The organism is Microbacterium testaceum (genome assembly GCF_001476655.1).
In the GTDB taxonomy this organism is placed as follows: domain Bacteria; phylum Actinomycetota; class Actinomycetes; order Actinomycetales; family Microbacteriaceae; genus Microbacterium; species Microbacterium testaceum_C.
The window spans coordinates 1-15064 of the sequence record NZ_LDRT01000035.1; the positions used below are offsets into that span (position 1 = coordinate 1).

Below are 15064 nucleotides of genomic sequence, written 5' to 3' on the forward strand. Positions count from 1 at the left end.
CCCCGGCCCCGCCCGCCAGGAAGCACGCGGACCCCGTGACACGACGAAACCCCCGCCGACCCGAAGGTCGACGGGGGCTCCGCATGTTCTACTTCGCGACGAGCGTGAGCGTCAGCGTCGAGTGGTAGACGCCGACGGGAGCGTCCTTCGGCGGCGTGAAGTCCAGCCCCGCGTCGAAGCGAGCCCCGCCGACCCCGGTGGACACCCCGGCCGAGGACGAGGCGATGACGCCTCCGCCCGTGCCCACGGCGAGACCCGGGAGCAGGGCGTCGCCGGCGAACGGCATCGGTCGGATGCCGAGGGCATCCGCCGGAGCGGAGTAGGTGCCGCTGGTGAAGGGCGTGGCCGTCGCGGTGAGCGTCCATCCCGTGAGCGCGGCACGATCGTCCACGACGGTGACCCTGCCCAGGTTCGCCGTCGCCCGCGTCCCCCGCTCGACCGCGCCGAAGTCCACCGAGGACTTCTGCGCATCGAGCGACCACAGGTCGCTCGCGGTCACCGTGGTGCGCAGTTCCGCGCTGTCGCGCAGAGTCGTCGGGTGCACCGGGATCTCGAACGTGCCCCACGCGACGACGGTCGGATCGTTCGGCTGCGTGAGCGCGACGGTGTGTCGGCCCGGTTCGAGCCGCGAGATGTCGACGACCGCGTCCCCGGCGGCATCCGTCGTCACCTGTCCGAGATCCGTCGGTGAGGACCACGCCCACGCCCGCAGGACCTGACCCCTGTGCGCCGCGCCCGCGTGCACCGTCACCGTGGTTCCCCCGTCGAGGGGACCGACGACGTCGACGGGAGCCGTGTCCGAGGACGACGGTTGGTGCGGCACGGGGTCGACGACGGTGAGGGTCGCCGCCGCCGACACGGTCTTGCCACCCTCGGCGTTGGAGGCCACGGCGCGGAAGGTCCGACCGTTCATCGCGGTGCTGGCATCCTTCACCGTCAGGGTCGACGAGGTGGCCCCTGCGACATCCGTCCAGGTCGATCCGTCCGTCGACGACTGCCAGGACACGGTCGGAGCGGGCGATCCCCCCGCGATCACCGAGAACGTCGCGGTCGCCCCGACCAGCACGCGCTGGTCCGACGGGTCGGTGAGCGTCGGCAGGGATGCCGAGATGGTGACCGTGGCCTCGAGCGCCTTCCCGTCGCGGCTGCCGAGCGACTGCACGAAGCTCAGCGGGTGAGCGCCGGCCCCTGCGACGGGGGTGTCGAGGGCGACGTGCCAGGTGCCGTCCGAGGCGACCGCTGCACGCCCGACCGTGCGCCCCTGGTCGACGACGCGCACGTCGGCCCCGGCGAGCCCCGTGCCGTCGAACGAGGCGAGAGAGGTTCCCGCCGGCTGGGCCGACGACACGTCCGTGGTGAGGGTGAACTGCGGTCCGCCGGCGTCGATGTTCTGACGCTGGTACAGGAACTGGTCGGTGGTCAGGGCGTGGTCGACGAGACGCGTCTCGCCCACGCAGCCGTACCAGCCGTGCTCGGGCTCTTCGTTCCACGTCGACGCGCCGATGATCCACGGCATGAAGTCGGCGGCCATCATCCCGCCGACCTGCGAGGCGTTGCGCAGCACCGGCACGCCGTCGACGTACATGATGACCGTCCCCGCGGCCGGGTTGTTCACGATCGCGACGTGATGCCACGCCCCGGGCATGATCTCGCCCGACCAGAGGGTGTAGGAGTTCTTCGAGCGCGGGTCGGCGGCCGAGTACTGGTATTCGCGGAGGTTGGAGATCCCCAGCCAGGCGGCACCGGCACCGGGGTCGGAGGAGTCGTTGATCCCCATCCACTGTCGGGCACCGCCGCGAGTGATGGCCGCTCCCCAGCGGTTGGCCGCCTCGGTCCAGTTGCTGTCCATCTGCAGGAACGTCTCGAGCGTGTAGCCGGTGCTGGCGTCGAGGTGGGCGAAGGTGGCCGGGGCCCCGTACTCCGTGGTGAGGTAGCCGAGGTTGTCGCGCGCGCCGGCGTTGCGGTGCACGTCGGTGAAGCAGACCGCACCCTTGTCCGCCGAGTACACGGGGGCGTTGGCGTGCGAGATGGAGACGTCGTCGCTCGTGTCGGGGGCGTCGGTGTCGTTCACCGGGTTGCGGTACATCGGGCTCGACCCGGCGATGTCGGGGATCTCGGTCGTGTCCGTCACGTCGCCCTCGGCGACACCGCCGAACCGCCAGTGCGCGAGCGTCCCGTCGACGCGGACGTAGTCGCTGTCACTGCCGGCGGCGGCGAGCTGCTGCTCCTTGCCGTGACCGGTCCACCCGGCCGACACGATCTCTTTGGCCCGCGCCGAGAGGTCGCCGTTGTCGGACTGCGCCGCGGTGGGCGCCTTCCAGCCGAACCGCGCCCCGAAGTCGATCGGCAGGCTGAAGTCCTGCCACTTGCCGTCCAGCACCGGCGTGTCCGTCGACGTGAGCGCGTCGGCGTGCTTCATCGGCACCCAGGGCGAGACGGTGTCGACGTCGATGCTGTTGTTCGTGAGGTCGAACTCGAACAACGTCATGATGCCGTTACCGCCGTCCGCGGCCATCTGGTAGTCCGTCAGCACCTCGAACACGGGGTGTCCGAAGTCGTTGGTCAGCGTTCGCTGGGTCGCTCCGTGGAAGTGACCGTTCAGGGTCAGGATGATCTGGTCGTTCTTGCGGATGAGCTTGTCCCAGAGCAGGTCGCCGTACCACCAGCTCGTGGGCGAGACCTGGTCCTGGTCGATGCCGATGATCGCGTGCGAGTTCAGCACCACAGGAACACCCGGGTGGGCATCGAGGATGCCTTGGGCCCAGGCGAAGGTGTCGTCCGAGGCGTTCCAGCCGAGCGAGAGGACGATCCAGTCGTGTCCCTCCGCCTGGAAGTCGTAAGCCGAGGAGTAACCGTTCTGGAACGTGCCGAGCAGCGTTCCCCCGGCCTGCCGCTTCAGTGTCGTCGCCCCGAAGTTCGACAGGTAGTTCGCCGCGTTGCCCTCGGAGGAGCGCGCGCCCTGATCGGCCACGTCGTGGTTGCCGGGGATGATCGAGTACGGTACGCCCCCGTCCTCGAGGATCCGCATGGCCTTCGCGGCGGCGGTCCACTGGTCGCCCACCCACTGCTGGTCGACGACGTCGCCGAGCTGCACGGCGAACGGGATGTTCAGGTCGTTCTTGTGATCGACGACCCACTGCGTCTGCGCTTCGAACGGATTGGTGCCGTATTGCGGGTAGAACTGCGACGCGCTGTACCGCGAATAGAACTGCGTGTCGGGCAGCACCGGCAGGAGGAAGCTGGATCGGTCCGCGGCGGCCGGCGCGGTGCCGGATGCGGCGCCGGATGCCGCGGCGGACGCGGCCGAAGCGGGCGCGCCGCCGTCGGCCGCGAGCGCGACGGGGGCGTTGCCGAAGGCGAGGGTGGACAGGGCGAGGGCCGTCACGGCGGCGACCACGGAACGCGCGCGCGAGGCGCGACGAGGCTGGATGGACATCTCTCTTCTCATCGGATGCAGGGAGCGGAACAGCGAGTCAGGAGGCGGGGGTGCGGGGCCCGTAGGCCTCGACCTCGGAGAGGGTCATCCACGTCGCGGACGACTTGTTGCCGACGATCACGCGCAGGCCGGTGGCGAGCACGGGGGTCGAGGTGACCTCGAGGGAGAGGTTGGTGGTCGGGTTGGCGTAGGGCCAGCCCGACGTGGTCGGCAGGTTCTTCCATCCGCCGAGCAGCGTGCGGTACTGGACGGTCACCGTGCCGATGTTCTGCTTCCCCCCGATGTCGTAGACGCCGACCCCGGTGATCTGGCGCGGCTGGTCGAAGGAGAACGACACGCGGTTGGGGTTGACGCGGTTGGCGGCGCCGCCGCTTCGCCAGTCGGCGAAACCGACGGCGTTGCGGTTGCCGTCGGTGAGGGCGAACGTCGTGCCGTCCTTGAACGCGTAGTCCGGGTGCACGCCGCTCTGCCGCAGCAGGTTCACGCGCTCGGGTGCGACGAGCGTGACGATCAGGCGCGCGCGGAAGCCCGAACCGGTGACGGCGGAGACGGTGACGGTCCCGGGCTGCGCGAACGCGGCATCCGTGAGAGCCGCCCAGTCCCAGGACACCGGGGAGGTCACCGTCGCCCCCGTTCCGGGGACCTTGCGCACGACCGTGCGCGGGGCGAGCATCCGGAGCTCCTTCACGCTCACCCCCGCGTAGGACGTCAGCGCCGCATCGTCGGCCTCTCCGGGCGAACCGACCGAGAAGTGCGCCGTCACCGCGATAGCCTCACCGAAGAAGCCGGATGCCGTTCCGGTCACGTCGACCTCGCCGTTGCTGTTCCAGACCGATCGATCGGGCATGCGCCAGGCGATCGACGTCAGGGGAACCGATCCGCCCCAGCCGTACCGGGCGGCGAGGTTCGTCGGCATCGAGGGGGCCGACCCCGCGGGGACCACCGCGGTCGGGACGGCCACGGTGGCCTGCAACGTGTGCATCCGCCACTTCTGCACGGCGGCGCCGGCGTTGAGGGTGTAGGTCTGCACCTCCGAGCCGTCGGTCGTCTTCCAGTTGTAGAGATCGAGCGCGGCGGGTTGCGACGACGGATCCGACTGCACGTTCACGAGGTTGACGGTGCCGTCGCCGGCGTCGCGCGCCTCCCACTGGGCATACGGGTCGGATGCGGAGTCGGCGACGTCGGCGAGCTGGAGATAGCGGAAGGTCGACTGGTTGTTGCGGGAGCGGATGAGGACCCGGTCCTGCTGATCGGCGATCAGATAGGTGTGGGCCGATCCCGTCACGGGATACACGCGCAGGGCCTGCGCCTTCAACGACGCCGCGTTGCCGGTTTTCATGGTCTCGATCGCGGCGGCGGCGCGGTCTGTCGCCCCCGGCGCCGAAGACACCTGTGCGTTCGTGTCGCCGAGCTGCAGGACCTTTCCGGGCGCGTTCACGCTCTCCAGGAGCATGAGAGTGGGAGCGCCGACCCCCGATGGGAGGGCGGAGGACGGGGTGGCCGAGGCCGGTGCGGCGATCGTCAGGCCGATGAGCGAGACGGCGACGGCGGCGAGAAGGCGCAGGGACCGTCTCGGAGACGTGGGGGGCATGGGGAACAGGGTCCTCTCTTCGGGGCGGCGGCCCTCGGGCGGGCCGGACCGAAGCTATCCACGCGATCTACCGGGCACCCCTCGCGCACGGTATCTACGGATGAACGGCGGGTTCTCGCCGCGTGGACGCGTGCGGAAACCCGGTGGAGGTCCGGAGTCCGCGAAGAATGTTCGCCACAGCAACACCGCCGACACATCCCGCCACAGCGCCGTAACGCGACGCCCCTAACCTGACGGGCATGCACCTGCACGACTTCCATGCCCTCGACGACGCGGATGCCACGGCCACCGCCCGCGTGTGGGCCGACGTCCCGGGCTGGGTCGATGCCCTCGTCGCGGGTCGCCCGTACGCAAGCGTCGAGGCCCTCGCCTCCTACGCCGGAGACCTCGCCGCCGCCTGGTCACCGGACGACCTCGCGGCCGCCCTGCACGCGCACCCGCGCATCGGCGCGAAGGTCTCCGGCGAGGGCGCGGAGGCCGCGGCATCCCGTCGCGAGCAGGGGTCCATGGCATCCGCCGACGACGACGACATCGCGGCCATCGCCGCAGGGAACGCCGCTTACGAGGAGCGGTTCGGCCGGGTCTTCCTCATCCGCGCCGCCGGGCGCACCCCGGGTGAGATGCGCGCCGAACTCGAGCGCCGCCTGACCAACGACCCCACCGCCGAGACCATCGAGGCCACCCGCCAGCTCGCCGAGATCGCCCTGCTGCGCCTGCGGACCACCTTCGCCGACGACGCCCCCGCCGAGCCCGAGGACGCGGAATGACCCACCTCACCACTCACCTCCTGGATGCCACGACGGGCACACCCGCGACCGGCGTCAGCGTCGCGCTGGCCCGACTCGACGGCACCCCCGTCGCCGAGGGCACGACCGACGTCGATGGTCGCCTCGCCCTCGGTCCCGACCGGCTCGACGACGGCGACTACGCCCTGACCTTCGGAACCGGGGCCTACTTCCGCGGGCGCGGCGTCACCTCGTTCCACCCCGTCGTCACGGTGACCTTCACCGTCGCGGGCGAGGCGCACCTGCACGTGCCGCTGCTGCTGAGCCCCTTCGCCTACTCGACCTACCGCGGCAGCTGAGGAGCGTCATGAAGGTCATCGTCATCGGCGCCGGTGTCGGCGGAACCTCCGCCGCCCTCGCTCTGCAGAAGCTCGGCCACGACGTCGTCGTCTACGACCGCATGCGCGAGAACCGCCCCGTCGGCGCGGCGCTGTCGCTGTGGTCCAACGGCGTGAAGGTGCTGAACTGGCTCGGTCTCGGCCCCCAGGTCGCCGCCCTCGGCGGGCGGATGGACGACATGGCCTACTACGACGGGCACACCGGCGAGGAACTGTGCCGCTTCAGCCTGTCTCCCGTCACCGAGCAGACGGGCCAGCGGCCCTATCCGGTGGCCCGCGCCGACCTCCAGCAGCTGATGATGGATGCCGTCGGCTCCGCCCAGATCCACCTCGGCAAGCAGCTGGTCGGCGTCTCCGAGGCCGAGGGCGTCGTCACCGCCACCTTCGCCGATGGCACCACCGACACCGCCGATCTGCTGATCGGGGCCGACGGGGCGCGCTCGCTCGTGCGCGACTACGTCACCGAGCCCACCGGCATCCGTCCCGAACGGTCCTATTCGGGGTACGTGAACTACAACGGTCTCGTGAAGGCCGACGAGCGGATCGGACCGCTCGAGCAGTGGACCACCTACGTCGGCGACGGCAAACGCTGCGCGGTGATGCCCGTGGCCGGCGACCGCTTCTACTTCTTCGTCGACGTGCCCGGCCCCTCGGGTGTGGTCGAGGACCGCATGGCCGCCCTGGAGGCCGCCTTCGGGTCGTGGGGCGCCCCCGGGGTGCGCGCACTGCTCGACGGCATCGACCCCGACGAGTCGCTCAACCGCGTCGAGATCTGGGATATCGACCCCTTCGACACCTGGGTGCGCGGGAGGGTCGCGATCCTCGGCGACGCGGCGCACAACACCGCGCCCGACATCGGGCAGGGCGCGTGCTCGGCGCTGGAGGACAGCTTCGCGCTCGGCATCGTGTTCGCCACGGCGACGCTCGGCGTCGAGGACTCACTGAAGCGCTACGAGCGCATCCGCACCGAGCGGGCCGGCGACCTCGTGCTGCGGGCCCGCAAGCGCGCGCATGAGACGCACGCGTTCGACGTCGCCGCGACCGAGGCCTGGTACGACGGCCTGCGCCGCGAGGACGGCACCGGGGTCATCCGCGGCATCGTGGGGAACATCGAGGGAAGCCCCGTGGAGCTGGGCGCGAGCGTGATGCGTTGAGCCGTTCCCTTCCCTCGCCGACGCGGAGCGCGAGCGTCCGGCGCGGGCGTCCGGCGCGGGCGCGTCACCGCCGCGCGGCGGCCACCGATCGGTCCACCACCACGTCGCCCCCGACCACCGTCAAGAGCACGTGGGCGCTCGCGAACGCGTCGGGATCCGCCGACAGCGGGTTGGCGGCGAACGCCGTGAGGTAGGCCGGCATCCCCTCCTCGATCGTCCCTCCGCGCTCACCGACCGAGCGCCACCACCCGCGGGTGTGGGCGTCGAGCGCCACCGGGGCGTCGAGGGCCTGATGGGGGAGCACGGGGGTGACGTCCGTGCGCCCCGCGGGGCGGCGGAGCATCGCCGCGGCGAGCGTGGCCCGGGCGTCGTAGGGGGCGACGGGCCAATCGGATCCGAGAGCCACGACCACACCCCTGTCGTGCAGATCACGCGTGCGCCACGCGCGGTCGGCGCGCTCATCTCCCAGACGGCGCGACCAGTTGTCGGTGTGGTCGGCGCGCGTGAAATGGGTGCAGTGCGTGGGCTGCATGCTGACGGAGACCCCGGCCTCGACGATGAGGTCGAGCACGTCGTCGGGCAGCGTCTCGATGTGCTCGATGCGGTGCGGCACCCCGGTGCGCTCGAGGGCGTTCAACGTCGCGGCGACGAACTCGATCCCGCGATCGCCGATGGCGTGGGTCGTCGTGGGGATGCCGCGCGCGTGGAAGTACGCGACCGCGGCGGCGTACTCGGGCGGACGCAGCCACAGCGACTCGGTCGACTCGCCGTGCGTGTCGGGCTCGCGCAGCCACGCGGTGCCGTTGTCGATGGTGCCGTCGATCATGAGCTTGATGCCCCGGACCTCCCATCGCCGGCCATGGCGCCCTTGAAGATCCGCGAGCCGCGCCCAATCGCTCTCATGGGAGCCCGGCACGGCCATCGGCGAGACGCGAAGGCGGATCGGCAGTTCTCCCTCAGCCTCGAGCGCGTCGAAGAGATCGAAGGCATCGGGGTCGGACGAGTCGAGCATCTGTCCGATCGTGACGCCGGTCTCGGCCATTCCGCGGAGGATGGCGCCGAGCGCGTCGCGCCGGTCCTCGAAGGTCAGGATCGGCAGGATGCCGGTGACCCGGCTCATCGCGCTCTGCTCGAGCAGGTACCCGGTCGGCGTCCCGTGCTCGTCGACCGCGATCGACGAGGAGTCGTCGAAGCTCTCGGCACCCGTGACGCCGGCGCGCTCCAGAGCCGCCGCCGAGGCGATCGCGGAGTGGGCGTCGAAGAGCTGGACGAGCGCCAGACGGTCCGACGGAAGCAGGTCGAAGAGCGCCCCGGACGGTGCTGCGGGGCCGAACACGTTCGGATCGAGACCCCAACCGAGGACCCACTCCCCCGCGTCTGCCGCCTCCTCGGCGAGCGCACGCCGGGCTTCGTCGAGGGTCGCCACGGCACTCAAGTCGACCCCACGAGTCAGGCCGATCCCCGCAACGGGGTGGATGTGCGCATCGACGATGCCGGCCGTGAGCGTCGCATCGCCCAGGTCGACGACGCGGCCCGCGCGCGATCTCCAGGAGTCCGCGGCATCCGGGGTCCCCACTGCGACGATCTCTCCGTCGCGGATCGCCACGAATCCGGCCTCCGCGGGCGCGCCGGCCAGGGCCGACGGCGTGAGGACCGCTCCCGCGAGGACCACGAGGTCGATGTTCTCCGGCATGAACGCACTCCTTCTCCGTGATCGACGGGTGTCACCTCGATCGGATGCCGTCACTTCTGCCCCAGGAAGGACTCGCGCGGCAGCTGGTCGATGGTCTCGGTGGTGGGCTCGACCTCCGAGAAGTCGAGCTTCGGGACGGGCCTGCGGAACATCCCCGTCTTGACCGCGAGGATCACCACGCCCACGAGCGCCCACGCGCCGCCGATGATCCACGTCACGCCCTCGAGCGAGCTCAGCAGCCACAGCGTGAGCACGAAACCGATCGCCGGCACGATGCCGTACCGCACGAGGCGTCCCGCGGTGAGCGCCGTCCGCTCCGTTCGCGGACCGAAGAGGTAGGTGCGGATGACCGAGAGGTTCACCATCGCGAAGGCGACGAGCGCGCCGAAACTGATCATGAACGCCGCTTGCGACAGCGTCACGAACAGGCCCGCGAGGGCGATCACCGACACGAGCGCGGTCGCGACCACCGGTGTGCCGTACTTCCGGGAGAGACCGCCGAGCGGACGAGGCAGGATGCCGTCGCGCCCCATCGAGAACAGGATGCGGGACACCGCCGCTTGGCCTGCGAGTCCGGCGCCGAGCGTGCCCAGGACGGTGATGAAGACGAAGACGCCGGCCAGGATCGGGCCACCGACGTGGTCGAAGAGCACCGCGCCCGCGGCATCCAGGAGCGCCTGCGGCGCGGCGCTCCAGTCGGGCAGGTGGTAGGCGAGGGCACCCACCCAGGCCACCGCGATGAACAGCAGTCCGCCGACGACGGTCGTGACCATGATCGCGATCGGGATGTCGCGACGGGGGCGCTTGGCCTCCTCGGAGAGCGTCGACACGGCGTCGAACCCGAGGAAGGAGAGCGAGAGCACCGCGGCGCCGGTCAGGACGGGGTTGAACTGCGCACTGCCCGGGAGGAACGGCTCGAAGACGCCAGGGGCGTTCGGGTCGCCGATCGCGGTCTTGATCGCGAAGAAGGCGAAGACGATGACGGCGGCGAAGGACACCAGGACGACGACCGTGCTGACCTTGCTCACCAGCGAGATGCCGAGGACGTTCAGGACGAGAGCCACGATGATCGCGCCGAGGGTGAACACCCACACGGGCACCGCCGGGAACTGCGTGTTGGCGTACAGGCCGAGGATCAGGAAGTTGATCATCGGGATGAAGAGGTAGTCGAGCAGCAGGATCCACCCGGTGAGGAAGCCGACGCCCCCGCCGAACGACTGCTGCGCGTAGGTGTACGCCGAGCCGGCGACCGGATAGCGGCGGACCATCGCGGAGTAGCTCGACGCGGTGAACAGCATCACGACCAGGGCGACGACGTAGGACGCCACGAGGTGCCCCTCGGTCAGCTGGTTCACGATGCCGTAGGTGGTGAACACCGTGCCGATGGCCATGTACGAGATGCCGAAGAGGGTGAGGCCGGCGACGCCCATCGAGCGGGGAAGGGAGGTGCGGGAACGCTGAGTCATGAGCGAACTCCTTGGGTGAGGGGCGATCACCAGCGATCGCGTTAAACGAACATAGTTCGATTTAGCCCCACGTACAATGAGTTTCTCCGACCCGACGGCGAGGGAACAGCGTGAGTGCAGCGACGAAGCCAGCGTCCGAGGTCGACGAACGCCCTCGATCGGTGGGGCGCCCCCGGGTCGGGATCCTGTCACGCCGGCTCATCGGCGAGACCGCCCTGCGCCTCCTCGACGATGGTCGCGACACGGGATTCCGCATGAGCGATCTCGCGCGAGCCCTCGGCGTCCGCGTGTCGTCGCTGTACAACCACGTCGAGAACAAGGCGGCGGTCTTCGCCGAGATCCGCGAGATCCTGGCCGAACGGATCGACGGGGAGGCGACACCGGACCCTCGATGGGACCGCGCCCTGCGCACCTGGGCGCACGCCTACCGCGCGGCGTTCGCGGCCCACCCCGCGACGGTCGCGTACCTGTCCACCCTCCCCCTCGACGCGGACTCCACGGTCGGCACCGCCTACGACCACCTCGCGTCCCAGCTTCAGGATGCCGGCTGGTCGGCCGCGGAGTCGATGAGCGTCATCGTGGCCGTGGAGTCGTTCGTCTTGGGGTCGGCACTCGATGCCTCCGCCCCTCAGGACATGCTCGACCCGGGCCAGCGGACCGACGTTCCCGGCTTCGCCGGCGCCTACCACGCGCGCCGCGAGCTCGCCGCGGCCGAGGGCGTCACCCCCGCCGACCTCGCGTTCACTCTCGGCCTCGACGCTCTGCTCGAGGGCCTGCGGTTGCGCCTGGGGCGCGGGGCCGCGTGAGCCGTCCCCCTCACGTCCGGGTCGCACGGCGCGGTCGACGGCGCGGTCGCACCGCGCGGTCGCACGGCGCGGTCGCACGGCGCGGCCGCACGGCGCGGTCGCACGGCGCGGTAGACGGCGAGCAGAACTCCGGAAAAACGGGATGCCGGGCGCCCGGCGACCGCGGAAACACGCGGGGCCTCAACCGCGACCGGCGAGAACGCAGGAGTTCTGCACGCCCCGCCCGGCGGACACGCCCGCCGTGCGCCTCAGACGCGGAAGACCGCGTGCACGTCGCCGCCGAGAGCCTCGCGACCGCCGAGGCCGTCGATCTCGAGCAGCGTCGCGATGCCGATGACCTCGCTGCCCACTGCCTCGAGCAGCTCGCGGCCGGCGGCGAGCGTGCCACCCGTCGCGAGCACGTCATCGAGCAGGAGCACGCGCGCACCGGCGGCGTTGTCGTCGTGCATCTCGATGGTGGCCGAGCCGTACTCGAGGTCGTACTCGACGGCGGCGGCGGGGCGGGGCAGCTTCCCCGCCTTGCGGATGGGCATGAGTCCGACGTCGGCGGCGATGGCAGCCGCACCCGCGAGGAGGAAGCCGCGCGCCTCGACTCCCGCGACAGCGTCGAACCGGCCGACGAAGGGCTCGATGAGCGCGTCGACGACGGTGCGCAGGGCCGCGGCATCCGTCAACAGGGGCGTGATGTCGCGGAACACGATCCCCGGCTTCGGGTAGTCGGGGATGCTCGTGATCAGCGATTCGGCACGGGTGAGGGCGGAGGCGTCGGGCACCGCCCCAGCCTAATCGCGCCCCCGCGCCCGCGCCCTCGCGCCCGCGCTCTCCCCGTTGGGTGTCCACAACACCCGGACGAATTCGGAACCGTCCAGGTGTTTTGGACACTCAACGTGCACGGAACGCGAGGGCGAGCGAGACCCGGGACCGCGGCCCCGCACGGGAGCGTGAACGGGGGCCACGGGAGCGTGAACGGGGGCCACGGGAGTGCGAGCGGGTGGCGCGGGCGGGGGCGACGGCGGGCGACGAGGAATCCGCTTGACGCCGATGCAAGCGCTTGCAGTACGGTGTACCGCATGACTTTCACGCAGGAGGACTCGCGACCCGAGCTCGCGTCCGCACCCGGCTCGGAGTGGTGGCGCACCGCCGTCATCTACCAGATCTATCCCCGCTCGTTCGCCGACGCCTCGGGCGACGGCCTCGGCGACCTGCCCGGTGTCACCGCCCACCTCGACGACCTGAAGCAGCTGGGAGTGGATGCCATCTGGCTCAGCCCCTTCCAGCGGTCGCCGCAGAAGGACGCGGGCTACGACGTCGCCGACTACCGCGACGTCGACCCGATCTTCGGCACCCTGGCCGACTTCGACGCCATGCTGGCGGGCGCGCACGAGCGCGGCATCCGGGTCATCGTCGACCTCGTGCCGAATCACTCCAGCGATCAGCACGTCTGGTTCCAGGAGGCGCTGAAGGCCGCTCCGGGCAGCCCGGAGCGGGCGCGGTACATCTTCCGCGACGGCAAGGGCGAGAACGGCGAGCTGCCCCCGAACAACTGGGAGAGCGTCTTCGGCGGCGGCATGTGGAAGCGCGTGACCGAAGCCGACGGCACGCCGGGCCAGTGGTACCTGCACATCTTCGACGAGAGCCAGCCCGACTTCGACTGGACCAACGAAGAGGTGCGCGCCGAGTTCCGCGACATCCTGCGCTTCTGGCTCGACCGCGGCGTGGACGGGTTCCGCGTCGACGTCGCTCACGGTCTCATCAAGGCTGAGGGCCTGCCCGACTTCACGCCCGACCCCGAGGGCGGCTCGATGGGCGGCGACGCCGAAGAGGTCCCGTACTGGGGTCAGCCCGGCGTACACGAGGTCTGGCGCGAATGGCACGAGGTGCTCGCCGAGTACGACGGCGACCGGGCGCTCTGCGCCGAGGCGTGGCTGCCCACCGTCGCCGAGACGGCCCTGTGGGTGCGCCCCGACGAGATGCACCAGGCGTTCAACTTCCACTACCTCGAGACGAAATGGGATGCCGCCGCCCTCCGCGCCGTGATCACCGAGTCGCTCGACGAGTACGGTGCCGTCGGCGCCCCCAGCACCTGGGTGCTGTCGAACCACGACGTCGTACGCCACGCCTCGCGCCTCGCGTTGACGGCCGAGAACCCCCAGGGCGCCGGTATCGGCCCGAAGTCCCCGGGCCAGCCCGATCCCGTCAAGGGCCTGCGTCGGGCGCGCGCCGCCACGTCGATGATGCTCGCCCTCCCGGGTTCGTCGTACCTGTACCAGGGCGAGGAGCTCGGCCTGCCCGAGGTCATCGACCTGCCCGACGACGCCCGTCAGGACCCGACGTGGTTCCGCACGAACGGCGAGCGCTACGGTCGCGACGGATGCCGCGTCCCGATCCCGTGGACCGCCGACGCCCCCGCCTACGGCTTCAACACCACGGGTGAGTCGTGGCTCCCGCAGCCCGCGGAATGGGCCGCCCTCGCGCGGGACGTGCAGGTCGACGACCCCGCCTCGACCCTGTCGCTGTACCGCTCGCTGCTCGCCGAGCGCCGAAGCCGCAACCTCGGCGCCGGCGACCTCGAGTGGCTCGACGGCTACGGCGACGACGTGGTGGCGTTCCGCAACGGCACGCTCACGGTGATCGCGAACCTCGGCGACGAGCCGGTCGAGCTCCCCGCGGGCGAGGTGCTCGTCGCGAGCGGTCCCCTCGACGGTGACCGCCTGCCGTCCGACACGACCGTGTGGATCGCGGCGGCGTAAGCCGCGGCATCCGCAGTCGCGAGACCGTGGTCGGTATCGACGACGTCGCCCGCGCGGCGGGGGTGTCGACGGCCACGGTCTCGCGCGCGCTGAGCGGACGCGGGCCCGTCTCGACGGCGACCCGCGACCGCGTGCTCGCGGCGGCCGAGAAGCTCGGCTACGTCGTGTCGGCGGCCGCGTCGAGCCTGGCGACCGGACGCGCGCGGGCGATCGGGGTCGTCGTACCCTTCCTCGACCGGTGGTTCTTCAGCACCGTGCTCGCGGGGATCTCCGACGCCCTCGTGCGCGAGGGCTACGACATCACGCTCTACAGCGTGAGCGCCGACCCCGACGAGCGCCGCCGCGTGTTCGACGATCACCTGCGCCGCCGGCGCATCGACGCGGTGATCACCATTGCGATCGAGATGGATGCCGCCGAGTCGGCGCTCCTTCGCACCCTCGGGGTCCCGGTGGTCTCGATCGGCGGCCCCAACCCGTTGCTGACCACGCTCACCGTGGACGATCGCGCAGTGGGGCGCCTCGCCACCGAGCACCTCATCGCTCTCGGCCACCGTCGCGTCACCCACATCGGCGCTGACACGACGACCGACGCGGCGTCCTCGGTCCCCGCCCTCCGTCGCCGCGGCTTCACCGAGACGATGGAGGCCATCGGCGCCGCCCCCGTGTTCGAGCCGGCCGACTTCACCATCGAGGGCGGCTCCGCGGCGGCCACCCGCACGCTTCGCGGCGATGGCCCTCCGACAGCGATCTTCGCGGCCTCCGACGAGATGGCGATCGGCGCGATCCTCGCCGCGCGCGAGCTCGGCCTGCGCGTCCCCGCCGACGTGTCGATCATCGGGGTCGACGGGCACGAGCTCGGGCGATGGTTCGGCCTCACGACCGTCGACCAGTTCGCGCGCGGTCAGGGCGAGCGCGCCGCCGAGGCGGCTCTCGCCGAGCTCGACGGCGCCGCACCCGCCCCCGGCCTCGGCACCCTTCCGTTCGAGCTGGTCGATCGCGGGTCGACGGGTCGGGTCGACACTGGTCACCTCAATTGAATGGCGAA

The 15064-nt window shown here is 71.1% G+C and carries 11 protein-coding genes; 6 read left to right on the forward strand and 5 right to left on the reverse strand.

Features of this window, described 5'->3' with window-relative positions; all coding sequences use genetic code 11:
- Positions 1–88 precede the first annotated feature (88 nt).
- Complete coding sequence (locus tag NS220_RS06350) at positions 89–3436, reverse strand: metallophosphoesterase (protein WP_058623246.1); 3348 nt, start codon at positions 3434–3436, stop codon at positions 89–91.
- 37 nt (positions 3437–3473) lie between these two features.
- Entirely contained in the window at positions 3474–5027 is a 1554-nt protein-coding gene (locus NS220_RS06355; RefSeq protein WP_058623247.1) for an RICIN domain-containing protein, read from the reverse strand.
- Positions 5028–5266: 239 nt separating this feature from the next.
- Between NS220_RS06355 and uraD the strand changes: the two genes are divergently transcribed.
- From uraD to hpxO, 3 genes are read left to right on the forward strand one after another with little or no spacing between them, the layout of a single operon-like run.
- A complete protein-coding gene (gene uraD, locus NS220_RS06360; RefSeq protein WP_058623248.1) occupies positions 5267–5794 on the forward strand; it encodes a 2-oxo-4-hydroxy-4-carboxy-5-ureidoimidazoline decarboxylase in 528 nt (175 codons plus the stop codon).
- Complete coding sequence (gene uraH, locus NS220_RS06365) at positions 5791–6111, forward strand: hydroxyisourate hydrolase (RefSeq protein WP_058623249.1); 321 nt, start codon at positions 5791–5793, stop codon at positions 6109–6111. Before uraD ends, uraH begins: the two co-directional genes overlap by 4 nt.
- A gap of 8 nt (positions 6112–6119) precedes the next feature.
- Positions 6120–7304: an FAD-dependent urate hydroxylase HpxO gene (gene hpxO / locus NS220_RS06370; protein ID WP_058623250.1), complete on the forward strand. Its 1185-nt coding sequence runs from the start codon at positions 6120–6122 to the stop codon at positions 7302–7304.
- A gap of 64 nt (positions 7305–7368) precedes the next feature.
- Here hpxO and NS220_RS06375 read toward each other — a convergent pair whose 3' ends face one another.
- Both NS220_RS06375 and NS220_RS06380 read right to left on the reverse strand, forming a co-directional pair.
- Entirely contained in the window at positions 7369–8997 is a 1629-nt protein-coding gene (locus NS220_RS06375; protein ID WP_081323012.1) for an amidohydrolase, read from the reverse strand.
- Positions 8998–9047: 50 nt separating this feature from the next.
- Positions 9048–10463 (reverse strand): APC family permease, encoded by a 1416-nt coding sequence (locus tag NS220_RS06380; protein ID WP_058623251.1) that lies wholly within the window; start codon positions 10461–10463, stop codon positions 9048–9050.
- A gap of 110 nt (positions 10464–10573) precedes the next feature.
- Here NS220_RS06380 and NS220_RS06385 point away from each other — a divergent pair, with 110 nt between their 5' ends.
- Positions 10574–11269: a TetR/AcrR family transcriptional regulator C-terminal domain-containing protein gene (locus NS220_RS06385; protein ID WP_081323013.1), complete on the forward strand. Its 696-nt coding sequence runs from the start codon at positions 10574–10576 to the stop codon at positions 11267–11269.
- Between the two features lie 248 nt (positions 11270–11517).
- On the opposite strand, the gene NS220_RS06390 is transcribed toward NS220_RS06385, so the two are convergent.
- Complete coding sequence (locus NS220_RS06390) at positions 11518–12042, reverse strand: adenine phosphoribosyltransferase (protein ID WP_058623253.1); 525 nt, start codon at positions 12040–12042, stop codon at positions 11518–11520.
- Between the two features lie 297 nt (positions 12043–12339).
- Between NS220_RS06390 and NS220_RS06395 the strand changes: the two genes are divergently transcribed.
- Complete coding sequence (locus tag NS220_RS06395) at positions 12340–14019, forward strand: glycoside hydrolase family 13 protein (protein WP_058623254.1); 1680 nt, start codon at positions 12340–12342, stop codon at positions 14017–14019.
- A gap of 26 nt (positions 14020–14045) precedes the next feature.
- Complete coding sequence (locus NS220_RS06400; RefSeq protein ID WP_058623271.1) at positions 14046–15056, forward strand: LacI family DNA-binding transcriptional regulator; 1011 nt, start codon at positions 14046–14048, stop codon at positions 15054–15056.
- The last annotated feature ends 8 nt before the right edge of the window (positions 15057–15064 follow it).

Coding starts and splice junctions, on each gene's coding strand:
- NS220_RS06350 (WP_058623246.1), bottom strand. CDS start 3,436: ATGTCCATCCAGCCTCGTCGCGCCTCGCGCGCGCGTTCCGTGGTCGCC.
- NS220_RS06355 (WP_058623247.1), bottom strand. CDS start 5,027: ATGCCCCCCACGTCTCCGAGACGGTCCCTGCGCCTTCTCGCCGCCGTC.
- uraD (WP_058623248.1), top strand. CDS start 5,267: ATGCACCTGCACGACTTCCATGCCCTCGACGACGCGGATGCCACGGCC.
- uraH (WP_058623249.1), top strand. CDS start 5,791: ATGACCCACCTCACCACTCACCTCCTGGATGCCACGACGGGCACACCC.
- hpxO (WP_058623250.1), top strand. CDS start 6,120: ATGAAGGTCATCGTCATCGGCGCCGGTGTCGGCGGAACCTCCGCCGCC.
- NS220_RS06375 (WP_081323012.1), bottom strand. CDS start 8,997: ATGCCGGAGAACATCGACCTCGTGGTCCTCGCGGGAGCGGTCCTCACG.
- NS220_RS06380 (WP_058623251.1), bottom strand. CDS start 10,463: ATGACTCAGCGTTCCCGCACCTCCCTTCCCCGCTCGATGGGCGTCGCC.
- NS220_RS06395 (WP_058623254.1), top strand. CDS start 12,340: ATGACTTTCACGCAGGAGGACTCGCGACCCGAGCTCGCGTCCGCACCC.